This window comes from Faecalicatena sp. Marseille-Q4148 (genome assembly GCA_018228665.1).
Classification (GTDB): Bacteria; Bacillota; Clostridia; order Lachnospirales; family Lachnospiraceae; genus UBA9414.
The window spans coordinates 2,335,892-2,358,699 of record CP073692.1 but is presented as its reverse complement, the minus strand read 5'-3'; the positions used below and the strand labels follow the sequence as shown (position 1 = coordinate 2,358,699).

At 41.0% G+C, this 22,808-nt stretch carries 21 protein-coding genes; 4 read left to right on the top strand and 17 right to left on the bottom strand.

Annotation, left to right across the window (positions count from 1 at the left end; all coding sequences use genetic code 11):
- Positions 1–22: 22 nt before the first annotated feature.
- The 4 genes from KFE17_11240 to KFE17_11225 form a co-directional block, all read right to left on the bottom strand.
- Positions 23–2,599 carry an FAD-dependent oxidoreductase gene (locus KFE17_11240; protein QUO31432.1) on the bottom strand — a complete coding sequence of 859 codons (2,577 nt, stop codon included), beginning with the start codon at positions 2,597–2,599 and terminating at the stop codon, positions 23–25.
- A gap of 104 nt (positions 2,600–2,703) precedes the next feature.
- A complete protein-coding gene (locus KFE17_11235) occupies positions 2,704–3,225 on the bottom strand; it encodes a spore maturation protein (protein ID QUO31431.1) in 522 nt (173 codons plus the stop codon).
- 63 nt (positions 3,226–3,288) lie between these two features.
- A complete protein-coding gene (locus tag KFE17_11230; GenBank protein QUO31430.1) occupies positions 3,289–3,987 on the bottom strand; it encodes a queuosine precursor transporter in 699 nt (232 codons plus the stop codon).
- A complete protein-coding gene (locus KFE17_11225; protein QUO31429.1) occupies positions 3,980–4,711 on the bottom strand; it encodes a radical SAM protein in 732 nt (243 codons plus the stop codon). The genes KFE17_11230 and KFE17_11225 overlap by 8 nt, the downstream gene beginning before the upstream one ends.
- A 223-nt stretch (positions 4,712–4,934) precedes the next feature.
- Here KFE17_11225 and KFE17_11220 point away from each other — a divergent pair, with 223 nt between their 5' ends.
- Together KFE17_11220 and KFE17_11215 are read left to right on the top strand one after the other, a co-directional pair.
- Positions 4,935–6,134 (top strand): transposase, encoded by a 1,200-nt coding sequence (locus KFE17_11220; protein ID QUO31428.1) that lies wholly within the window; start codon positions 4,935–4,937, stop codon positions 6,132–6,134.
- Positions 6,135–6,156: 22 nt separating this feature from the next.
- Positions 6,157–6,351 (top strand): hypothetical protein, encoded by a 195-nt coding sequence (locus KFE17_11215; protein QUO31427.1) that lies wholly within the window; start codon positions 6,157–6,159, stop codon positions 6,349–6,351.
- 309 nt (positions 6,352–6,660) lie between these two features.
- Here KFE17_11215 and KFE17_11210 read toward each other — a convergent pair whose 3' ends face one another.
- From KFE17_11210 to ugpC, 4 genes are all read right to left on the bottom strand, one after another.
- Positions 6,661–7,263 (bottom strand): nucleoside recognition protein, encoded by a 603-nt coding sequence (locus KFE17_11210; protein QUO31426.1) that lies wholly within the window; start codon positions 7,261–7,263, stop codon positions 6,661–6,663.
- Positions 7,264–7,319: 56 nt separating this feature from the next.
- Positions 7,320–8,495, bottom strand: a complete 1,176-nt coding sequence (locus KFE17_11205; protein QUO31425.1) for an AI-2E family transporter — start codon at positions 8,493–8,495, stop codon at positions 7,320–7,322.
- 3 nt (positions 8,496–8,498) lie between these two features.
- Positions 8,499–11,123, bottom strand: a complete 2,625-nt coding sequence (locus tag KFE17_11200; protein ID QUO31424.1) for a cation-translocating P-type ATPase — start codon at positions 11,121–11,123, stop codon at positions 8,499–8,501.
- Positions 11,124–11,549: 426 nt separating this feature from the next.
- Positions 11,550–12,662, bottom strand: a complete 1,113-nt coding sequence (ugpC, locus tag KFE17_11195) for a sn-glycerol-3-phosphate ABC transporter ATP-binding protein UgpC (GenBank protein QUO31423.1) — start codon at positions 12,660–12,662, stop codon at positions 11,550–11,552.
- A gap of 338 nt (positions 12,663–13,000) precedes the next feature.
- On the opposite strand from ugpC, the gene KFE17_11190 reads away from it, so the two are divergent.
- Entirely contained in the window at positions 13,001–13,216 is a 216-nt protein-coding gene (locus KFE17_11190) for a hypothetical protein (protein QUO31422.1), read from the top strand.
- A 126-nt stretch (positions 13,217–13,342) separates the two neighbouring features.
- On the opposite strand, the gene KFE17_11185 is transcribed toward KFE17_11190, so the two are convergent.
- On the bottom strand, positions 13,343–14,212 hold the full coding sequence (locus KFE17_11185) for an AAA family ATPase (protein ID QUO31421.1): 870 nt from the start codon (positions 14,210–14,212) through the stop codon (positions 13,343–13,345).
- A 49-nt stretch (positions 14,213–14,261) separates the two neighbouring features.
- Positions 14,262–15,545 carry a serine dehydratase subunit alpha family protein gene (locus tag KFE17_11180; protein ID QUO31420.1) on the bottom strand — a complete coding sequence of 428 codons (1,284 nt, stop codon included), beginning with the start codon at positions 15,543–15,545 and terminating at the stop codon, positions 14,262–14,264.
- 154 nt (positions 15,546–15,699) lie between these two features.
- On the opposite strand from KFE17_11180, the gene KFE17_11175 reads away from it, so the two are divergent.
- Positions 15,700–16,326: a GntR family transcriptional regulator gene (locus KFE17_11175; GenBank protein ID QUO31419.1), complete on the top strand. Its 627-nt coding sequence runs from the start codon at positions 15,700–15,702 to the stop codon at positions 16,324–16,326.
- Between the two features lie 108 nt (positions 16,327–16,434).
- On the opposite strand, the gene rsmI is transcribed toward KFE17_11175, so the two are convergent.
- From rsmI to KFE17_11140, 7 genes are all read right to left on the bottom strand, one after another.
- Positions 16,435–17,274 carry a 16S rRNA (cytidine(1402)-2'-O)-methyltransferase gene (gene rsmI / locus KFE17_11170; protein QUO31418.1) on the bottom strand — a complete coding sequence of 280 codons (840 nt, stop codon included), beginning with the start codon at positions 17,272–17,274 and terminating at the stop codon, positions 16,435–16,437.
- A gap of 37 nt (positions 17,275–17,311) precedes the next feature.
- A complete protein-coding gene (locus KFE17_11165; GenBank protein ID QUO31417.1) occupies positions 17,312–18,052 on the bottom strand; it encodes a tRNA1(Val) (adenine(37)-N6)-methyltransferase in 741 nt (246 codons plus the stop codon).
- Positions 18,042–18,953, bottom strand: a complete 912-nt coding sequence (locus KFE17_11160) for a stage 0 sporulation family protein (protein QUO31416.1) — start codon at positions 18,951–18,953, stop codon at positions 18,042–18,044. The genes KFE17_11165 and KFE17_11160 overlap by 11 nt, the downstream gene beginning before the upstream one ends.
- Before the next feature lie 3 nt (positions 18,954–18,956).
- A complete protein-coding gene (gene holB, locus KFE17_11155; GenBank protein QUO31415.1) occupies positions 18,957–19,955 on the bottom strand; it encodes a DNA polymerase III subunit delta' in 999 nt (332 codons plus the stop codon).
- 96 nt (positions 19,956–20,051) lie between these two features.
- Complete coding sequence (locus tag KFE17_11150; protein ID QUO31414.1) at positions 20,052–20,729, bottom strand: hypothetical protein; 678 nt, start codon at positions 20,727–20,729, stop codon at positions 20,052–20,054.
- Complete coding sequence (locus KFE17_11145) at positions 20,722–22,134, bottom strand: aminotransferase class V-fold PLP-dependent enzyme (protein QUO33694.1); 1,413 nt, start codon at positions 22,132–22,134, stop codon at positions 20,722–20,724. Before KFE17_11145 ends, KFE17_11150 begins: the two co-directional genes overlap by 8 nt.
- 36 nt (positions 22,135–22,170) lie before the next feature.
- Positions 22,171–22,797, bottom strand: coding sequence for a hypothetical protein (locus KFE17_11140; GenBank protein QUO31413.1), 627 nt, complete (start codon positions 22,795–22,797; stop codon positions 22,171–22,173).
- Positions 22,798–22,808 lie beyond the last annotated feature (11 nt).

Sequence of the window (22,808 nt, the reverse complement as noted above, 5' to 3'; positions counted from 1 at the left end):
TGTTCCTTCCTATTTTTCTGTCTTAACACGTTGCCCCGCCTACAAGATGAAGTTTCGCTCCGATAATTTCATCTTTGCGTGCGAATATATCATCGCTCAAAAGCTGTGCTTCCACATTTTCAAATCCAAGTCTCTCAATCGTATCAGAAAATCTCTCTCCCGTCTCTCCCTGTTCACGGAAAAGCAGAATTGCTTTCTCAATCACATCAAGCGCCTGTTCTTTCTCTGTAAATACAACTGACAGCGGTTTTCCATGTGCAAATCTCTTGCCCCATCTTCCGCCGATATAGATTCTGTAACCGTATGTACCGTCCTCAATCGCTTTGAACGGACATTTTCCAACACAGAGACCACAGTTATTACACTCATTTTCATCAATACGAAGCACTCCGTCTACAACTTTTGCCGCTTTCACTTTACATGTATTTTCAATCTGGCATACTTTACAGCCACGGCACTTCTCTGCTTCAAACGCCGGAATTCTCTGACCGATAATTCCAATATCATTCAAATTCGGTTTTACACAGTTATTCGGGCATCCGCCTACTGCGATTTTGAACTTATGCGGAAGTTTTACATTTGCATAACCGTGGAAGAATCTCTCATGTATCTCTTCTGACAACGCAAATGTATCGATCAGTCCATATTGACATGTTGTTCCTTTACATGATACGACCGGGCGCACCTTTGATCCGGTTCCTCCGGTTTCCAGACCAGCCTCTGCCACAAATGCTCTGAGATCCTCAATCTTATCAAACGGAACGCCCTGAATCTCCACTGTCAGACGGGATGTCATCGCAATTTCTCCGCTTCCGAACTGCTCCGCTGCTTCCATAATACATCTTACTTCATCTGCTGTAATCTTTCCATTTCTTGTAATAATACGGGCATTAAATTTGTTCGTACCTTTATTATGCAGGAATCCCCACGCTTTTACTCTTGTAATATCTTCCTGACTTACTGTAACTTCTTCCTGCACTTTAACAGTATTGACAAATAAACCGCCCTCAAGCACTTTCGTATTCGTATATCCGTAATATTTCAAACGGTTCTGAAGCAGATATCCACGTTTTCCTTTTGCACAGACAAGAAGTAATTTCTCATCTTTCTCAAGACCGTCAATTGGTCCGTCCACGGCAGTTACATCCACATACGGCGCTCCTGAAATAGACGGCTGCAAAGACGCATCCACGATTTTATATTCTTTTGCAGCGCCTTTGGCAAACTCTGCCGGAGTCATACTCTCAAGTGCTCCATCCAGTTTATTTACCAGAATATTGACTGCTGTCACAAATGGATGGATCGCTGTGGAAAATGGCGGTGCATACGCCAGATCCATATTCTGAAGCTGTGAAAGCTCCGCTCCCATTGTAAGTGCAACCACTCCAATATCTGTAACTTTATCCACTGCGCCCTGGCCAAGTACCTGAACACCCAGAAGTCTGCGGCTTGTCCGATCTGCAATTAATTTAATAATAAAGGAACCTGCACCCGGATAGTAGTGCGCTTTATCATCTACAACACAAGTCACTGTCTCTGTATCATATCCCTCTGCCTTCGCAGCTTCCTCGCTTAACCCGGTTCTTCCTCCGTTCAATTCCGGAAGACGAATGACTGCTGTTCCAAGTACACCCGAATAAGAAACTGATTTTCCTGCAATGCCTTCTGCCAGTGTACGCCCTTCCATATTTGCAGAAGAACCCATTGGGGACCACGCTGTTTTGCCTGTCATACGATTCTTTACGCATGCACAGTCGCCTGCTGCATATACATCCGGAACATTCGTCCGCAGCATCTCATCTACCACAATGGTTCCATTTGGCATCAATTCTACACCGCTGTCTTTCAAGAAGGCGGTATTTGGCCGAATTCCGAGAGACATGACTACCATATCTGCTTTCAGCTCACCCTGATCTGTCTTCACACCTTCAGCCTTTGTCTGTCCAAGAATTGCTTCGAGTTTCGTATTCAGAAGTACTTTGATCCCTTTCTTCTCCAAATGGCGTTTCGCATAATCTGCCAGTTCACGGTCAAATCCCGGCATAATCTGATCAGCCATATCAATTACTGTCACAGACAATCCCTGTGCCATCAGATTCTCTGCAATCTCAAGTCCGATAAATCCGCCCCCTGCAACAACTGCACGTTTCGCTCCGGAAGAAATCATATATTCCTTTGTCTCAATAGCATCATCCGGTGTCCGCATTGTAAACACTCCCGGAAGATCTGCGCCTGATACTCTCGGAACAATCGCGGATGCTCCGGAAGCGATGATACATCTATCAAAAGAATAGCTTTCCTCTGCTCCTGTGCGCTGATTTTTCACAATAGCTTCTTTTGTATCCGGATGTAATGCAGTGACTTCTCGTTCCGTCAGCACTTTCACTCCTGTCAGCGCTGCAAATTTTGCCGGTGTATTTACAATAAGCTGTTCCTTGTCCGGAATCACATCCCCCACATAATAAGGCAGACCGCAGCCTGCATAAGAAATATCCCTGCCTTTTGTCACGATCGTTACTTCTGCAGAACGGTCTTCTCTTTTTAATTTTGCCGCAGCTTTTGTTCCTGCTGCAACACCGCCAATGACCAATACTTTCATAAATATACACCTGTTCCTTTCCGAAATTTTCACTATCACTCTACTTCTATTATACGCAATCCAGAGAAAATGCCAAGAAAAAACGAACAGCAGATTGTATTTTTCTACATACCGGCAAGAATCACACTTGCTGCAAGTCCGGCAAATGTGGCAGCAAGTCCTCCGGCAAGAGTATATCTCGTCTTTTTGACACCGGCTGTCATAAAATAAATAGACATTGTATAAAAAATCGTTTCTGTACACGCCATAGAAATGGATGCAATCATACCGATATAGGAATCTGTTCCATATTGTTTAAACACATCCAGCAGAAGCCCCGATGCTGCTGAAGAGGAGAACATCTTTACTACCGTAAGCGGAACAAGTTCTCCCGGAAACCCGACTTTGCTGCTGACACGTCCGATGCAGACTGCAATAAAATCAAGAAATCCGGATGCCCGCAAGATTCCAACAGCTACCATCAGACCAATCAAAGTTGGCATAATCTTCACAACTGTCAAAAATCCATTTCTTGCTCCTTTAATAAATTCCTGATACACATTGACCTGTTCCAGAAGTCCATACACCACAATAGACAGAATAATAAAAGGAACAATATAGTCTGAACAATACATTAACACGCTCATAAGAAAACTCCGCACCATTCTTTTTACAGAATATGCGGAGTTTTCTTTAATATGTTCCAAATATTATGCTTCACTTCTCGGTTTAATTTTTCTTGCCAGATACACAAATGGAGTATCAATAAGACTTGTTACAAGATAAATCACATAGCTTGAACCAAGTACAGACAGAAGCGTTTTTCCGTCATACACTCCCCAGAAGGCTCCGAGCGTAAATAACACGGTATTTAAAAGCTGTGAGATCATTGTAGATCCATTGTTGCGCAGCCACAGAAAACGGCTGTGATCGTGATATTTCCTATCTGTTAATTCCCACCATTTATGATACAGCCATACATCAAATTTCTGACAGATTGCATACACGGCAAAACTTACAAGCATCAGACGCGGTGTATTGGAAAAAATCGCCTGAATGCTCGGCATCGCCCAGTCCCCTTGTGCCGGTGTATATAGCAGCCATAACTGCGAGATCAAAATAAACATCATAGATGTCATAATCCCTATATTCACTGCGCGATTTGCTTTTTCTTTTCCTCCAATCTCGCTAATGATATCTGTTACGAGAAATGTAGATGCAAACATAACATTTCCCAACGTCTGTTCCATACCAAACGCTCTGATCAAAATCAATACTTCGATATTAGCAGCAATCGTTGCAAGTACCGTCCAGCAGTATAGCCCGGTAATTCCCATTAGATAGTAAAATAATAATGTTCCTCCAAACAAAAGTATTACAGAAATACATAACAGCATTTCATTAGACATGTTTTTCTCCTCCTACTCCAAAATCTGTATTTTCCATTAAAATATCTACCCGCTCATTTTCAATATAATCCGGATAGATCCGCTCCCGGAATACTTTGATTACATCCGGATCAGGTTTTATCGAAGTTGTATTCTCCACCATAATATTGAGACAGATCCGTTCAAAGTGTGCCAGTCCTGTTTCAATATCATATCGCATAGATGCCTCTGTCTGTCCGCTCAGTCCAAACAGAAAACATGCTTCATCAAAATATTGTGCAATCACTTCCGGATCATTTTCCGGAAGCCCCTTTTTCATCACGTCTTGACGCATATGCTGATCAAATGTTTCAATTCCCGTTTTGATCTTTACAATCATTCCCTGATCAGCAAATCTCTTCCGAAAATCTGCCGCTTCTCTTCGGTGAATCCAGTGACATTCAAAATGAATTTCTCCGATTTCTTTTTCTTTGCAGACAGCAATAATCTTTTCAATAGTTCTTTCATCCAGATCACAAAAGCTTCCGGAATTAATTACTTCCAGCTTATGGTACAGACCTGTTACTTTATTGAGCTCCTGCTCATTCATCCGGAAATTCGCTTCCTCATCCGGAGAAGCATCAAAATGATAGTCACAAAATGCACAGCGTTTCCACTTACAGCCGCTTCCACGCAGCATCACAATCTCCCGCTTATTTTTCTCCCGAATCACACTGTATCGTTCCGGTTCAAACTTCTCTTCCATGCGTTCTTCCTCCTTCTTTCGCTGATCTCCTGTATTTCTCTATAATTTTTCACTATCTTTCCATAGAAAAAATCCCTCAGACGTGATTCTCCGCGCGCGTGACACGGCTAACGGATAATTTTCTATGAAATAAAAAAGTGTCTCCGACACTTCAACTCCCCTTCCCCTCACTCTTGAGGGGTTAGGGGTTTCTTTTTTTCTCATTTTCCCTCATAATAGTCTTATGAATGTTTTACAAAAAATTTTTAAAGACCATTTTGAGGAAATGATTTATATTCAACATCCTCGTGACTCCGTCATCGAAAATGTAGAAAAAATGATTCATTGTGGCGATCCTTCTTTTGGCGGTGCCATGTATGCCTGCCCTTCCTGCGGAAATTTCAAATATGTTCCTTTCCGCTGTCATTCTAGGTTTTGTCCTACCTGCGGCAACATGTATTCCATCGACAGAACTACTTCTATGTCTTTTAAGATCATCAATGTCCAGCATCGCCACTGTGTGTTTACCATTGCTCGAGAACTACGTCCTCTATTTTTAAATGACCGTTCTCTTTTAAACTGCCTTTTCTCTGCTGTCAACAGTGTTGTCACTCGCATGTTCCATAAAGATAACAAAACCGAACTCTTTACTCCTGGCTTTATCTGTGTTCTTCATACCTTTGGCAGAGATTTAAAGTGGAATCCCCATATCCATTGTCTCATTTCCGAAGGCGGCGTTGGGAATTCTCTTCATTGGCGTCACAAAAAACACTTCAATTATAGGCTTTTGCGCGATTCATTCCAAACGGCTCTTTTGAACGAGTTACATTCTAAGCTCGGTGACTCCTTTAAAAAACTTAAGGCTTCTATCTACACCGAACATAAAAATGGTTTTTATGTTCGAGCTATGCCCAATAAATGCAACCCCTCTCATGTGATTAAGTACATTGGCCGTTATCTTGGCAGACCAGTCATTGCAACTTCTCGTATTGATTCTTACGACGGTGAATTTGTTACTTTTCACTATAATCGTCATGAAGACGAAAAACTGGTCACTGAAACTCTCCCTGTTCTTGATTTCATGGCACGACTTACTCAGCATATCCCTGAAAAACATTTCAAGATGATTCGTTATTACGGCATATATGCCAGACATCGTAAATCTGACCAATCTCTTCACAGAGCAATCTCCAGGGAAAAGCACAAAATATTTCTTTCCTTTAATCGGTGGCGAGATTCTATCCTTCATACTTTTGGTTATGATCCTCTAAAATGCCCTTCTTGTGGTACAACTATGCTTTTCCTTGAGTTATATTTCAACCATGAACCTGTTCCTTTGCATGAATTATATGAAAGAGTGATGCGTAAGCACCGATGCCGTTCTCCTGCCTCTCCTTCTTCTCTTCCACAGTCTCCTGTTACATGGTACAATCAACGTATCTAATATGGAAATGGAGGCTATCACTATGAAACGAATCACTGAGGCAGAACTTGCAAAGGAACTTCGGGAACAGTATATTAAAAATCCTCCAGAAGGCATGACTTCTGACGAAGTCCGCGACATGAGCGATGATGATCTTTTGGATATGGATTATTTCTTACACGAATTTGATGATCTGGATGATGACGATTTCGGCGAAGAAGGTTTTTATATCTTCTAAACTCAAACCGTCTATTTCCTTTGCCCGCCTTTGTGCGGGCTATTTTCATTCAAAAGTTCGACGAAAGTCGAACTTTCCTATAAAGTAAAAAAGACGCCTTTTTTCGAAAGCGCCATCATACCACAACAAAATAAAAGTACGCCCGGGCGTACTTCAATTTGCAATCCCTAGTTTTATTTATAGACAGGATGGTCACGAACTGTCTTATTGAATTATCCTTATCAAAAAAGCATGTGTTTTCCACAACACTCGTTTTATTATAACGTATTTTCCACAATATGCAAGTATTTTTTCCACATCTACTGATACTTATTTCTTCTTCCAATCCATCATTTTACAAAATAATATGCCTGTCGCCGTACTCACAGCCGTTGCCACAATTCCTGCTCCAATAATTCCTGCCGGATTCACACTGCCGTACTGGCTTCGATAAGCTATGACATTTACCGGAATCAGCTGCAGCGATGAAATATTAATAATCAGGAAATTGCACATCGCATTGCTTGCCACTGCTGCAGAACCTCCATATCTTTTGCAGGACTGTTTGTTCAATTCCCGAAGCTCCTCCATCGCTCTAAGCCCCGCCGGAGTTGCTGCCCATCCAAGTCCCAGAACATTTGCAATCATATTTACTGCCATATGTTTCTGTGCCGGATGATTATCCGGTACTTCCGGAAACAGAAACCGGAGTATCGGCTTCATCCTTGCTGACAATCCTTTTATGATTCCTGCACTTTCTGCAATCTTCATAAGTCCCACCCACAAAGACATAACTCCCATCATCGTAATGCATAAGCTTACCGCCTCTCTGGATGAGTCCAGCGCCGCATTTGTAATATCCGCCATCCTGCCATTAAATGCTCCATAAATCACACCAATAAAAATCATACCGCCCCAAAGCCAATTCAGCATAGAAAAAACCGCCCGCCATATTGTTTTCTCCAAACTATATGACGAACGGTTTTCATTTATAACTTAATTTTCTTTTGCTCCAACCGTGCATACACACTTCTGCGAAGCAGACTGTAAATAACAGAAGTAATCGGAATAAATACGAGCATTCCCACAATTCCCATTAAACTGCTTCCAAGTGTAACTGCTACAAGCACCCACATGGACGGAAGTCCGACTGAATTTCCAACTACATGCGGATAGATCAGATTCCCTTCAATCTGCTGCAGAACAAGGAATAATACGATAAATGCCAATGCCTTTACCGGACTGACCATCACGATCAGAAACACTCCGACTGCACAGCCGATAAATGCTCCAAAGATCGGAACAAGCGCTGTTACCGCAATCAGCATACCTACAAGCAGTGCATATGGAAACTTTAAAAGTCCCATTGTTACAAAAAACATCGTTCCAAGAATAACGGCTTCCATACACTGACCGGTTAAGAAGCTGGAAAATGTTTTGTAAGTCAATGAACAAACATCCAAAATCTTCTCTACCTGCTCTGTCTTTAGATATGCATACATTACTTTCCGAATCTGTACTGCTAATTTCTTTTTCTGAAGAAGAATATAACATGCAAATACAAACGCAATGAAGAATGTTGCCATACCGCTTACAATTCCCTTTGCTGCCTGATAAGTGCTTCCAAGCACACTTCCTGCACCATGACGGAAAAAGTCGATAATCGTTGTTAGAATATTATCCCAGTTCAGCTGCTTCCAATCTAACTGAAGTCCATTCAGCTCTCCCAGAATCTGCGGGTTATTTTCAAATAACGTTGCAATATCTGCCATAATCTTTGGGATAAATACTTCTATATTGCGCTTTAGTGTTACAAATGTCTTACCAAGCTGAGGCACAACGACAAAGATCACAACTGCTAAAATACTGATTACCAAAAAGATTGTAATGACAAGACTGACTGTATTTTCCAGTTTATCCCGCAGTTTCTTTCCTTTTTCAGTCTGAAAATATTTATTCTTTTCAAACAAATTCTTCTGAATAAAATTCATCGGTACATTCAGAATAAATGCAATCGCACCTCCGAGAATAAACGGCGATATAATTCCCCACACAAATCCAAGAATATCTAATACAACTTCATATTTCCACAATCCAATCAGCAATAACAGCGTAAAGACAATCAGACTTCGTATCTGCTTAATATTTTCCTTAGAAAAATTCATTCACTATTTCCTTCCTTTGATGATCCATTTCAGAAGCTGAACGATTGGAAGTACAAGCACTGCAAGACCGCATACCATACCGTATTCTGTCCAGCTAAGTGTTACTACATCAAATACATTCTTCAGCCCTGGAATTAATAATACACCTGAAATTAGGATAAGTCCAATTAAAAATGCACCGATTAAATAAATATTGTTCCAGAATGCTTTCTTAAAGATAACAGGTTTATCTGATTTACAGTTAAATCCATGTACAAGTCTTGCTGTACACAATGTACCGAATGCCATTGTTGCTCCAAGATCTGCACCTCCTCTTGATAAACCGATTAAGAATGCAATACTTGTCAGGAATCCTACAACAAATCCTTCTGTTCCAATCTTTGCAAGGAAATCTTTTGTTAAGATAGATTCATTATGCGGACGAGGTTTCTCTTCCATAACTGTCTCAACATGCGGCTCAAGTCCAAGTGCAATCGCCGGGAGACTGTCTGTCAGAAGGTTAATAAATAACAAATGGACTGCTTTAAATGGTACCGGAAGGTTTGCAACAGAAGCAAATAATACTGTCAGGATCGCACCAAAGTTACCTGATAACAGGAACTGAATAGCGCTCTTAATATTTTTGTAAATATTTCTTCCGTTTTCTACTGCTTTTACAATTGTCGCGAAGTTATCATCTGTCAGGATCATAGAAGATGCATCTTTTGCAACCTCACTTCCTGTAATACCCATAGCAACTCCGATATCTGCCTGCTTCAGAGCCGGCGCGTCATTTACACCGTCTCCTGTCATAGCAACAATATTTCCTTTTTCCTGCCATGCTTTTACGATACGGATCTTATGCTCCGGTGAAACTCTCGCATATACAGAAATACCTTCTACAAAATCTTTCAGTTCTTCATCTGACATCGGATCGATCACAGCGCCTTCGCATGCCTCAGATTCATTTTCCAGAATACCGATTCTCTTTGCAATCGCTGCTGCCGTAACTTTATGGTCACCTGTAATCATGATCGGGCGGATTCCTGCCTTCTTACATTCTGCAACAGCCGCCATAGATTCCACACGCGGCGGGTCCATCATTGCTGTCAGACCTACAAATGTATAATCATATTCATCATTAACAGAAACACCATTCTTCACAAGCTCTTCAGACACTTCTTTGTATGCAAAAGCAAGTACACGAAGTCCTGATCTTGAAAATGCCTGGTTCTGTTCTTCAATTGCTTTCTTATCTTCTTCTGTAATCTCACGAATACCGTCTTTCTCAATAATTCTGTTTGTTCTGTCAAGAAGTACGTCTACGGCTCCCTTCGTGATCATATAGAATGTATTGCCGCTTTCTGAGTTCGGATGAACTGTAGACATCAATTTTCTGTCACTGTCAAACGGAACTTCAGCAACTCTTGAATTTTCTCCTCTGAGAACAAGTGCATCCACACCGTATTTATTTCCAAGAGCAACAAGCGCTGTTTCTGTAGGATCTCCGATTTCTTCTCCATCAATTACTGTGGCATCATTACATAAAATACTGTAATTCATAAGGCGTTTTGTCAGATCATCTTTCATATCGATTGCATCTGCCTCAACAACACTTCCATTTACATAGTATTTCTCAACAGTCATCTTATTCTGTGTCAGAGTACCTGTTTTATCAGAACAGATAATAGACACACTTCCAAGTCCTTCCACTGCCTGCAGCTTACGAATAATCGCATGTTCCTTCGCCATCTTCTGTGTACCGAAAGAAAGTACGATTGTAACGATAGAACTGAGCGCTTCCGGAATTGCTGCTACTGCAAGTGCAACTGCAAATAAGAAAGAATCTCCGATTGGATTACCGCGAAGTACGTTCATTCCAAATAATAATCCGCAGAATACAAGAATCGCGATAGAAAGTTTCTTACCGAAATCATCAAGGCTTACCTGAAGCGGTGTTTTCTTCTCTGCCGCTGTCTCAAGAAGACCTGCGATCTTTCCTACCTCTGTATTCATACCTGTTTCTGTTACAATAAAAGATCCACGACCATATGTGACAAAACTTCCTGAAAATACCATATTCACTCTGTCACCTAACGGTACTTCGCTTGTAAGCACACTGTCATCTTTTTCTACCGGTAAACTTTCTCCAGTCAGCGCACTCTCGTCAATCTTTAAACTTGCATTTACAAGAATACGTCCATCTGCCGGTACATAATCTCCGGCTTCCAGCATTACTTCATCACCTACAGTAACTTCTGATGCCGGAACTTTAATTGCTGTGCCGTCTCTTACTACTTTTGCTTCAGGCGCTGACAGCTTCTTCAGGCTCTGCAGTGACTGTTCTGCTTTCACGGTCTGAACCGTACCAAGAATCGCATTCATTGTAATTACGATCAGAATTACAATTGCACTCTCAAAATCTCCTAAGAATCCGGAAACGATTGCTGCAATAATCAAAATAATAACGAGAAAATCTTTGTACTGTTCCAGGAAAATCTGGAAAACGCTTTTCTTCTTTCCTTCCTGAAGTTCGTTCTTGCCGTATTTTTCCTGATGCTGCTTCGCTTCCTGTGATGTCAGCGGATTACTGTGTCCATTTAATGTTTTCCGCACATCGTCGACATTTTTTTGATACCATTCCTGCATATCCATGTCCTCCATTTCTTTTTTAGTATTGACTGCCATTACAGTTTTTACGCTTTAGTGCAAGGTCTTTTTCCCGGCAGTTCAGAATCTGCATCACTTCTTCTGATCTTACCTTATAAAAAAAGACCTTTATTGCACTAAAACAGTACAATAAAAGTCTCACTATTTCATTACGATACGGATGATCTATTCATCGTATTGACGACATCGCAAACATTCCACAAATCTTCCGGAATGTTAGTTACTCCCTTTTATCTACACAGTAATATACCTTTTCTCTTTTCGTTTGTCAAGAACATTCTAACCAATTTTGTTTCATATCGAAACATTGTTTTCGCCATTTTATATAAAATCTATAAACAAAGCTGCTGCTTTACAATCTATTATTGCAAAACAACAGCTTCTGTATCTTTCTCACAAATCAGATTAGTTTGTGATTGTCATCTCTGTTTCTTTGTCAAATACATGGATCTTATCTGCGTCAAATGCAAACTTCACTGTATCGCCAGGTCTTGCTGGTGTTCTTGGCTCAACGCGAGCTGTCATGTTAGCTCCTTCGTAATCGAAGTATAAGTTTGCTTCTGCACCTAACATCTCGTATACACGGATTGTAGCTTCGATACATGTATCCGGAGATTTAGCAATGAAATCAGCCTCATCATGTACGTCTTCCGGACGAATACCAAGTACAACTGTCTTTCCTTCGTATCCACCTTCGATTAATTTCTTACCTTTTGCATCTGGAAGTGCAATGTTTGCAGCTCCAACCTGAAGACTTACTTTACCGCCATTTACTTTACATGTAGCATCTAAGAAGTTCATCTGTGGTGATCCGATGAATCCGGCTACGAATAAGTTACATGGTGTATCATATAATGCTTTAGGTGTATCTACCTGCTGAACAATACCAGCGCTCATAACTACGATTCTTGTACCAAGTGTCATAGCCTCTACCTGGTCATGTGTTACATAGATGATTGTTGTACCTAATCTCTGATGTAATTTAGAAATCTCGATACGCATCTGACCTCTTAACTTAGCATCAAGGTTAGAAAGCGGCTCATCCATAAGGAATACTTTCGGGCTACGAACGATAGCACGTCCCATAGCAACACGCTGTCTCTGTCCACCTGATAAAGCTTTTGGTTTACGATCTAATAATGGTTCCAGGTCAAGGATTCTTGCTGCTTCATGAACCATTTTATCAATCTCATCTTTCGGAACTTTTCTTAATTTAAGACCGAAAGCCATGTTGTCATATACTGTCATATGAGGATACAGAGCGTAGTTCTGGAATACCATCGCGATATCTCTGTCTTTTGGTTCTACATCGTTAACTACTTTATCTCCGATCTTTAATTCACCGGATGTAATTTCTTCCAGACCAGCGATCATACGAAGTGTAGTTGATTTACCACATCCTGATGGTCCTACGAAGATGATGAATTCTTTATCTTCAATCTCAAGGTTGAAGTCTTTAACAGCTTCAAATCCGTTCGGATATGTCTTGTTAATGTGTTTTAATGATAAACTTGCCATTTCAGTGTTTCCTCCTAAAAATCTTTTTCCATAATTATTAATACAATCATTCACGCATATCTTTTCTCGTTGTTCTTAGTATATAGAATATTGCAAAAATACGCTATACTCTACTTGCACAAACTTTTTTTTCAATTCTGTACAAGATGCCAAAGAACATTTTTTGTCTGATAAATTTACATTACTTGGCTTGTTGTTTTTTATTTGTATTTCTCACCACTTTATGATAGAATCCGTATATAGTTGTACAAGATTTATTTATTCTATCTATAAAGGAGGTTTTCTTCATGAAAAAAATCGTTTTATTTTCAAGTTCACATTGACCGGGATGTCCACCAGTGAAAGAGGCTCTTTCCGAAGCAGGCATTAACTTTGTTACTGTCGATATTTCTTCCGGTATGCTTCCATTGAAGCAATTTCTTGCATATCGTGATACAAGACCTGAGTTTGATGCTATCAAAGAAAACAATCGTGTCGGTCTTCCTTGTATCGTTGTCAATAAAGGCGAGCAGATTCTGTTCGGTCTTCCGGAAAATCTTGACGATTTAAGATAATTCAAAGAAAATGAAAAACGTCTGTAGAATCCAGGCATATAAACCTGATTTTACAGACGTTCTTTTTTGTATTTTCCTAATATGTTCCTGATACTTATTTAATATTTTTACATTCAAAACAGACATTTACTTCTTTTTATCCGCAAATGCCTCTTCATGTTTCTTAAAAAACTCATAATATGCCCGCACATTTTCAAGCTCACTCCACCGTTTTACATCAACGATTTCTTCATCCAGATCATAGATTTTTGCTCCCCGCATCGAAAGAAGAAACGGAGAATGTGTTGCAATTATGAATTGACATCCAAAGAATCTCACAGAATCTTCTAAAAAACGTAAAAGCTCCTGCTGTTTTGCCGGTGACAGACTATTTTCCGGCTCATCCAGCAAATAAAGTCCATTTTCTTTAATCTTTTCTGAAAAATAAAGAAACGCACTTTCCCCATTGGAGTGTTCTCTTACATTGTCTGACAACGTTTTTCTGATATATTTTGACTGTGTACTGCTTCTTGCCGCATTTACTTTCTTTAACTGCTCGTAATCATCCAAAGACTTCATCTGAAAATGGTTATATTTTGCCTGCAGATACTCTTCAAATAATTCTTCACGTTTTCTGTCTATGCCTTCGTTAATGCTGCGAAGATTCAGCATAAAGTCAAATACATCGTCACTTGTAATGATTGCACTGTCTTTTGGAACCCGCCGCTCTAACTTCATGCCGCACATCTGAATATAATCTTCAAAAAAACCAGAACGATTGTACAAAGAATCTCTATGCAGTCCCAGCTTTTCTCCGATCACATTAAGCGCCGTTGTCTTTCCGGAGCCATTTCCACCATACAGAATTGTCATCGGTTCGAAATCAATTCTGCGAAATTGATGTTTTGATAAAATCTGAAATGGATAATATGTGTCATAGCAAGTCTTCTTCTGGCGAAAAATAAAATCATACTCTTGCTCAATATCAGGAAATTCAAAGCATGACAAATACAACATGCCTTTTCCTCCTAAAAAAGCGTGCTATTAACCAATATGCTATAAATGATTAACACATTCCGCCTACCATAATATCGATAATCTCTTCGTTTGTCTCTTTCATACCTTCTTTTCCGAGACGTCCTACATTGCGGATTGTTTCATCAGCTCCTTTTGTTACAATTCCGTCGCCCGCATAGAACTGCTGTCCGCGGATGTACATATTATATCCAAGAATTCCGGCATCAACTGCAGATGCAATCTTTGCTGCGCAGGAAGCTTTCGCTCCGTCACATACAATTCCTGATGTAATCGCAAGTGCATTTACCACTGTATGAGTCACTTCTTCAAATCCGCCTCCGCACAGATAGGCAATTCCTGTTCCGGCTGCTGCCCCTGCACATACAGCGCCACAATACGCACTCAGACGGCCAATTCCTGTCTTCTGGTGAATTGCCACAAGATTAGACAGCACCAAAGCACGATAAAGCTGCTCTTCACTTGCTTTTAATTCTTTTGCATATTCAATGACCGGAAGAGAACATGTCATTCCCTGATTTCCACTGCCGGAGTTGATAATAACCGGAAGTTCGCATCCATTCATTCTCGCATCAGATCCTGCCGCTGCCTTTGCTTTCGCTCTTGTACGGATATTATTTCCTTCCATATCAAGAAGAACGCTTCCGATATTAGCTCCATAGTTACCCCGAAGTCCTTCTTCTGAAATTGCTGTATTATACTCAATCTGCCGTCCGATCACTTCTTTAATATCTTCAATTTCCACAGAATTTACAAAATCCCAGATTCCTTCCATATTAAGAAGTGAACGGTCTGCCAACCCTTCCTCATTCTCGCCTTTTACCGGAATTTCAAGCAGTTTTTCTCCGTCTTTCTCGATCAGAACAATATTTGTGTGATAGTTAGCGATTCTAACTTTCGCATAGGAATCCCCATTATATACTGTTACGATAATTTCAAATGTCAGCCCGTTATCAACATGTTTTACCTGAATCGGTACTTCTTCCAGAAACTGTTTCATTGTTGCAATCTCATCTGCTGTCACAACAGAAATGACTTCCAGCTCTTTTTCCGCTTTTCCTGCTACAATCCCCGCTGTCGCTGCTGCCGGAATTCCTTTTAAGCCGTCAGTATTCGGCACGATTACTGATTTGACATTCTTAATAATACTTCCGCTTACTTCAAGCAGTACTTTTTCCGGCATCGCACCAAGTACTTCCCGCGCTTTTGCTGACGCATACGCCAATGCGATCGGTTCTGTACATCCCATCGCCGGAATCAGTTCTTCTTTCAAAATCTGGACGTAGGTACCATATCTCTTATCTGTCTTTTCCATTCGTTCTTGTTCCTCCTCTGATATTATCACTGGTATTATCTACATTCTATTCTAAAGGATTTTTTCTCTTGAAGCAAACGATATTTACAAGCGCATTTATTTTTGGTAAAATTGACTGAAAACATATGTCTTTTTTAGACGAAGGAGACTTTAAATGAAAGCAAATCGTACAATAAAAGATACTGTCTACCAAAATATCATGAACAGTATCATTTCTTCTGAATATAAGCCAAATGATATCATTACAGAACGGGAGCTGATTGAAAAATACGGCTGCAGCAAGTCCCCGGTCCGGGATGCCCTAATTGCACTTTGCAATGAGAAAGTTCTCATCAGCCATCCTCGTTATGGATATGAAGTAGTCCGCCTTACCGGAGATGACATTCGCAATATTCTGGAATTTCGTTTCGCTCTGGAAGGCTTCTTATTAGAGAAGAGTTTTTCCTCTATTACCTCAGATGATCTGAATGAGCTTCGCCGGCTTGATGAACTCTGCGAACAGACATTGAAAGAAAGTATGTGGACACACTGGGAAGCAAATACCCAATTCCATTTGAAGCTTGCTTCTTTTTCACATAATACCTACGCACTGGAACAGCTTTCAGCTGCCATGACAAGATTAAAACGCGCCTACGCCCAATTCTACTGGGAGAATTGGACAACCGCTACTCCTCATAACGATGTCCGTTTCCACGAAAATATCATTCAGGAGCTGGAACACGGCAATATTCAAAAATGTATTTCTTATCTGAAAGATGATTTGAATGACTTTGGATTTTAGTTTTGAATCACTCTAACAAATTTTCTACAATTACTTACAAAAGCGGCAGTTTTGAAATTCCCTTCAAAACTGCCGCAATATTTTAACTCTAAATCCTTCTAAACTATTCTATAAAAGCTGCTGATACACGTCTCTTTTACTGATTCCCCGATCTTTCGCTACACACTTCATTGCTTCTTTTCTTGACATTCCCTGCTGTTCATAATGTGCCATATGTTCTTCCAGGGAAATTTCTTCCCACTTCATCTGCTGCTCTTTTTTAATTTCTTCTCTGCTGCGCCCTTCTATTACAAGAACACATTCCCCTTTCGGTTCATTTTCTTCGTAATAGTCGATTGCCTCTCCCAGCGTCGTGCGAAATGCCGTCTCATGTTTCTTCGTAAGTTCCCGGCACACGGCAATCTTTCGTTCTTCCCCTAATGTCTCTGACAGTTCATGCAGTGTTTTGACAAGTCTGTGTGGCGCTTCATAAAGAATCAGTGTCCGCGTGTCATTCACCAGTTCCTTCAGAACTTCCTGCCGCTCTTTCTTATCTGTTGGAAGAAATGCTTCAAAAGCAAATCTTCTTGTCGCAAGCCCTGAGATAGTAAGCGCCGTTATACATGCAGCGGCTCCCGGCAGAGAGGTTACCGTAACCCCTGCCTCACAGCACATTTTCACAAGTTCCTCTCCCGGATCGGAAATCCCCGGCGTTCCGGCATCAGTAATCAGTGCAATATTCTGTCCTTCCAGAAGCTTCTCAACGAGCTTTCTTCCTTTTTCTATCTTATTATATTCATGATAACTCGTCATAGGAGTTTTTATTTCGAAATGATTTAATAGCTTAATACTATTTCTTGTATCTTCTGCTGCAATTAAGTCAACTTCTTTCAGCGTGCGTATAACCCGAAAGGTCATATCTTCCAGATTTCCAATGGGCGTCGCACACAAGTACAAAGTTCCTGCCATACTATTTCCCCTTGTTCTTCTATCTGCTCTTCTATCTTTATTTCGGCTGATACAATTCCAGCACTTCCTGCGTATAACTTCCGTCTTTCTCATAGACAATCAGCGGCTTCTCCACCGTCATCCGGGAATTACCTCCGCGAACGCCTTCGATCAGCACCATATTCGGTTCCTTATCTACATACGGATATACAAGCCGCATACGCTTCGGTTCAATCTTATATGCCACCATTTTTGACAGAATTTCTGCCAGCCTAAATGGTCTGTGCACCATATAAAAACGTCCTTTAAACGGGAGCAACTTTGCACTTTCCCGCAAAATATCATCCAGCGTACATAATGTCTCATGGCGCGCGATCGTCATGGCATCCGTTTCATTTTTCAACCCATGCTGTCCAATCATATAGGGCGGATTTGTCACAACAACATCAAAAGAGACATGCCCGAATATGGCGGATGCCTCTTTGATATCTCCTGTTATAATCTCAATCTTTTCTTCCAGATGATTGTGCAGGACGCTCCTTCTCGCCATATCTGCACTCTCTTCCTGGATCTCAAGTCCGGTAAAATGTTTTCCTTTTGTCTTTGCTTCCAGAAGAATCGGAAGAATTCCTGTTCCTGTGCCGAGATCAAGCACCCGATCCTGGGACTTTACTCTCACAAAACTTGACAAAAGTGAACTGTCCATTCCAAAACAAAATTTCCCCGGATGCTGAATGATCTCATATCCTTTGATCTGAAGATCATCCAGACGTTCTCCTTGTTTCAGATTAGTTGTCATTTAATTTTGACGCTCCTTCATTCTTCTCTAAAGCAGCCAGCTCTTTCATCTCTTCTTTCGAAAGCTTCACTTCTTTCTTTCGATGTCTCGGACGGAATTTCAGCTCGCTTACTTTATATTCCCGAATCTCTTTCTCGTCATTTTCCAGTGTCACTACGACTTTCACAAGCTGACGAAGAACACTCAGAGACTGTACCTCGCCTTTCAGTCCTTCTACTGTTGTTACAGTATCTCCGATTGACGGCAGACGACTGTTCAGATATTCATATGTCTCTTCTTCGTTTGTCAGACAGCACATCAGACGTCCGCATACTCCTGAAATCTTTGTCGGATTCAGTGACAGATTCTGTTCTTTTGCCATCTTGATAGATACCGGCGCAAATTCTGACAAATATGTGTGGCAGCAAAGCGGTCGTCCGCAGATTCCGATTCCGCCCCGGATCTTCGTTTCATCTCTGACTCCGATCTGTCTCAGCTCAATTCTTGTGCGGAACACACTTGCCAGATCCTTTACCAGCTCACGGAAATCAATTCTTCCGTCTGCTGTAAAATAAAACAATACTTTATTATTATCAAATGTATACTCTGCATCGATCAGCTTCATCTCAAGCCCATGCTTGCGAATCTTCTCAAGGCAGATCTTAAAAGCTTCTTTTTCTTTCTCCCGGTTCTTTACTTCAATCCTCTTATCTTCTTCTGTCGCGATCCGGATCACTGATTTGAGAGGCTGTGTGATCATATCATCTTCCACATCTTTCGGACCTGTTACAACATTGCCGAATTCTACTCCTCTTGCTGTCTCTACAATGACCTGATCTCCCGTCTTTACCGGAAACTTTCCCGGTGCGAAGAAATATATTTTTCCCGCAGTCCGGAATCTGACTCCTATAATTGTGGTCATTCTTTAATTCTCCTTTATCGTCAATAATAACAATTCCATAACAAGATCAAAGTTTACATTGGCTTTCAATCTTGTCTTTGCAGTCTCAATTGCAGAAAGAATTGCTTCCAGCCCTTCATAAGAACTTCTCTTTACCTGTTCCTTAATTACGCCGAGCTGATCTGAGAAAATAACTCCATTCACATCTTTCGTTGCTTTATAAAGCAGTTCATCCCGATACCATACTGTAAACAGATCCAAAAGATCTGTGATCTCCAGCTTATATTCTCCGAGCTTCTTCACAGCCTGAACTACTTCATCAAGTTCCATATCTCTGATATACTTCAAAAGCTGAACCGTTTCTTCTTTGATCTCGTTAAAATGTTCAGAAGATGCCAGCATGATCGCTCTTCCCATATTGCCCTGCGCGAAAGATGCACAGATATTTGCCTGATAATCCGGAATCTCCAATTGTTCCATAAGATATTTCTTCACAAGCTTATCTTTGATATTTCTCAGTTTCAGCATAACGCAGCGTGACCGGATCGTTGGCAGAAGCGTCTCTGCATTCTCTGTCAGCAAAAAGATCACTGCATATGCCGGCGGCTCTTCAATTGTCTTCAGAAGTGCATTCTGCGCCTGTACTGTCATAAGATCCGCATTTGGGACAATGTAAATCTTATACGGATCACTGTATGGCTTGATCTGAATGTCTGCATTAATCTGTTCACGAATATCATCTACGCTGATCGTATTCGGCTTCTCATGTGTCACACGAATGACATCCGGATTGTTATCACTCATAATCTGCCGGCATGACTGACATTCGTAGCAAGGCTCCAGGCCTTCTTTGTTCTGACACTGAAGTGTTATTGCGAATAAATTCGCCAGCAGTTTCTTACCTGAACCGCGTTCTCCGTTCAAAATATATGCATGAGAAACTTTGTCTTCTTTTACTGCTGTCTGAATATAATCAATAATCTCTTTATGACCAACGATTTTTTTAAATCCATTATTTACCATATTGATTCCTCTTTTCCAAAACCGTATATAAAATCACATAGAACGCAATTTTCATATCAATTACATCATAACATATTTTTTTGTGAATATATAGAATTATTTCCTGATTTCCAGATCAACCGCTTCCCGGATCATTCCCTGGATTGTATCAATCGGCTGCAGTTTGCCGTCTTTCATACAGGAAATTACCTTCACCTGAGGATTTTCTTTCGCAATTTCCAGATAAATCTGTCTCGCATCTGTGAGAAGATTTTTAGAACTTTCATATACATCTGCCTGCTCGCCAACATAATCCCGATGCCCTTTTTCTTTTACATTGCTCTTGCTGGCATCCAGATTCACGTCAAGAAACAGATAAAGATCTACAGCCGGAAGTCCGAATTCTCCCTGCTCCAGCGCAAAAATCCAGTCAACAAACTCTTTCCGGTAGCTCCCAAATCCTCTCGCGCACTGATAAACCGCATTGGAAAGTGTATAGCGGTTGAAGATTACATAATCATACTGGCTAAGATCAACCTTCCTGAGACTATTCCAGCGATCCGCCGCATACCACAAGCTCATCGAATACACATCCACTTCTGCTGCATTTACCGCATCTTTTCCCGAAAGCATCCGTCCGATTTCTTTTCCAAAGAAACTGTCATATTGCGGAAAATCAATCAAAAATACACTTTTCCCGCTCTGTTTCAAATATTCTTCCAATAATGTTGTCTGAACCGTCTTTCCGGAACCGTCAAGCCCCTCAAGACAGATGATTTTTGTCTTCTTATTCATTGTTTCTCTCTCCTGTTACTTTTAACATTCCTTCTGTCATAGATCCTTCAACCGAGAAGCCCATTTCCCGATAATGCATAAGCCAGTCAATGATTGCCCGATTTATCCTCTCTCCCGGCGCAAGAAGCGGAATTCCCGGTGGATAAAGATATGCATATTCCGCCGAGATCCAACCCTCACAGTCTTCCCACGGTCTTATCTCAAAATCTATTTCCGGAAGGCGTTCTATCTCTGCGCTTGTCATACATACATCCGCTTCCGGGAACCGTTCTTCTGTAAACACTGTATCAAAGTTCTGTTCTTTCAGTTCTTCATCAATAGAAAACAGCGCTTCCACAAGACGTTTCATTCCCTCTTCGCTGTCACATACTGTCGTCATGGCAAGTACATAACTTTCTGCTTTCATTTCCATCTGAAGATGATATTTTTCCAGAAGAATGTGGTACAATTCTCCGCTTGTCATATTGCAGTTCAATGTCGAGATGATAATCTTTGACAGATCAAACTGCTCCGTTTTTATTACCTTCAAATGCTTTAAACCCGAAAGTCTCTCCCACGCCGCAAGAAGCATGCTTTCATATTCACAAAACCATTTTTCTCCTTCTGTCTGGAGAAAATCCATGCACGCATCTATGGATGCCATCAAAACATAGGACGGACTGCTGCTCTGCAGCATGTGCAGATATTTTCGTACCCGCCCCCGATTTATACGTTCTCCATTAATATGAAGAATTGCCGTCTGTGTCATAGACGGCAATGTTTTATGAAGACTATGAATTACAATATCCGCTCCACATATATTCGAATTCTCCGGGAATATTGTTCCAAATCCGAAATGAGCTCCATGTGCCTCATCAACGATCAGCGGGATTTCATATCTATGAACGATTTCCCCAATAGCACGCACATCTGAAACTACTCCGTCATAAGTTGGAGATACAATCATAACTGCCCGTATTCCCTCATGTTCCCGGAGCGCTCTTTCAATCTCTTCTGCTGAAATCTCTCCATTCAAATGCATCTCGGTAAGAAATTCCGGATAAATATACACCGGCTGCAGTTCATTCATTTCAATGGCATGGTAGACGGATTTATGACAATTGCGCGCCACAAGAATCTTATCTCCCCGCTTCGTTGTTCCGAGAATTGCACTTAATATTCCAACGGTACTTCCATTGACAAGAAAATGGCTCTCCTCTGCATGATAAATTTCTGCTGCTCTTTCCTGTGCCTCTTTTAAAATTCCTTCTGCATGATGTAAGTCATCAAATCCGTCAATTTCCGTAATATCTAGCCCATACGGCAATGGATATGGCAGCTTCCCGTTTCTCTTATGCCCCGGCATATGAAACGGATAACTGTCTCCGACAGAATATTCTGCCAGTTTTTCATCTAATCTCTTCATCATCTTTCTTCTCAATCTTCGTTACGCTACTTCTGGCTACTTCTCAATCTTACAATGATAAACGCTGTCTATAACTTCATTCAGCGCATTCTCATCCTCTGTCATCATTCTTGCACTGATAATATAGCAGTGGTCCTCAAATCCAACGCCGCCTGATACCGCATATTTGTATTCACTTTCTCCGGTATAGTGATAAACCGCATGAAAGGTATCCGCACCATTTTCAGATGCATTTTCAAAGCTTACCACTTCCCCCTCCATACTCGGAGAAGTTCCCTTCAAATAACTGACATACTCTTCCGGACTGTGATAAATACTTGACTGCACGGTTTCTACTCCGTCCATTCTGACAATTGAGATCAAACCTTCATCAGAAATAAACGTGGCGCTCCCCTCTGCATCGGACTCGCATTGCCATGATTCATTCGGCAGCGTAATGGAGATTCTTCCGTCTGCTGAAGTATAGGTAAGCCCCTCTATCGTTCCTGTAATCTCCACATTATCTTTGCCGTCTACGATATTCTGCTGTTCTTTTTCCGGCTCTTCCGCCTGGATCGGTTCCGGCGGCTTTGGTTCTTTCTCTTTCTGACAGCCGGTCAAAATACTTGCTGAAAAGAACAATGCGATTGCAATTCTCCGGAACTCTCTCCTGCTTTGCTTCATATCTTCATCCT

Bases quoted from the DNA above. Each gene is read 5' to 3' on its own strand.
- KFE17_11180 (QUO31420.1), bottom strand. From the start codon at position 15,545: ATGGAAAAGACAGATAAGAGATATGGTACCTACGTCCAGATTTTGAAA.
- KFE17_11210 (QUO31426.1), bottom strand. From the start codon at position 7,263: ATGCTGAATTGGCTTTGGGGCGGTATGATTTTTATTGGTGTGATTTAT.
- KFE17_11160 (QUO31416.1), bottom strand. From the start codon at position 18,953: ATGACCACAATTATAGGAGTCAGATTCCGGACTGCGGGAAAAATATAT.
- KFE17_11200 (QUO31424.1), bottom strand. From the start codon at position 11,123: ATGCAGGAATGGTATCAAAAAAATGTCGACGATGTGCGGAAAACATTA.
- KFE17_11185 (QUO31421.1), bottom strand. From the start codon at position 14,212: ATGTTGTATTTGTCATGCTTTGAATTTCCTGATATTGAGCAAGAGTAT.
- KFE17_11225 (QUO31429.1), bottom strand. From the start codon at position 4,711: ATGGAAGAGAAGTTTGAACCGGAACGATACAGTGTGATTCGGGAGAAA.
- KFE17_11165 (QUO31417.1), bottom strand. From the start codon at position 18,052: ATGACAACTAATCTGAAACAAGGAGAACGTCTGGATGATCTTCAGATC.
- KFE17_11175 (QUO31419.1), top strand. From the start codon at position 15,700: ATGAAAGCAAATCGTACAATAAAAGATACTGTCTACCAAAATATCATG.
- rsmI (QUO31418.1), bottom strand. From the start codon at position 17,274: ATGGCAGGAACTTTGTACTTGTGTGCGACGCCCATTGGAAATCTGGAA.
- ugpC (QUO31423.1), bottom strand. From the start codon at position 12,662: ATGGCAAGTTTATCATTAAAACACATTAACAAGACATATCCGAACGGA.
- KFE17_11140 (QUO31413.1), bottom strand. From the start codon at position 22,797: ATGAAGCAAAGCAGGAGAGAGTTCCGGAGAATTGCAATCGCATTGTTC.
- KFE17_11220 (QUO31428.1), top strand. From the start codon at position 4,935: ATGAATGTTTTACAAAAAATTTTTAAAGACCATTTTGAGGAAATGATT.
- KFE17_11240 (QUO31432.1), bottom strand. From the start codon at position 2,599: ATGAAAGTATTGGTCATTGGCGGTGTTGCAGCAGGAACAAAAGCTGCG.
- KFE17_11150 (QUO31414.1), bottom strand. From the start codon at position 20,729: ATGAATAAGAAGACAAAAATCATCTGTCTTGAGGGGCTTGACGGTTCC.
- KFE17_11145 (QUO33694.1), bottom strand. From the start codon at position 22,134: ATGAAGAGATTAGATGAAAAACTGGCAGAATATTCTGTCGGAGACAGT.
- KFE17_11235 (QUO31431.1), bottom strand. From the start codon at position 3,225: ATGAGCGTGTTAATGTATTGTTCAGACTATATTGTTCCTTTTATTATT.
- KFE17_11230 (QUO31430.1), bottom strand. From the start codon at position 3,987: ATGTCTAATGAAATGCTGTTATGTATTTCTGTAATACTTTTGTTTGGA.
- holB (QUO31415.1), bottom strand. From the start codon at position 19,955: ATGGTAAATAATGGATTTAAAAAAATCGTTGGTCATAAAGAGATTATT.
- KFE17_11205 (QUO31425.1), bottom strand. From the start codon at position 8,495: ATGAATTTTTCTAAGGAAAATATTAAGCAGATACGAAGTCTGATTGTC.
- KFE17_11215 (QUO31427.1), top strand. From the start codon at position 6,157: ATGAAACGAATCACTGAGGCAGAACTTGCAAAGGAACTTCGGGAACAG.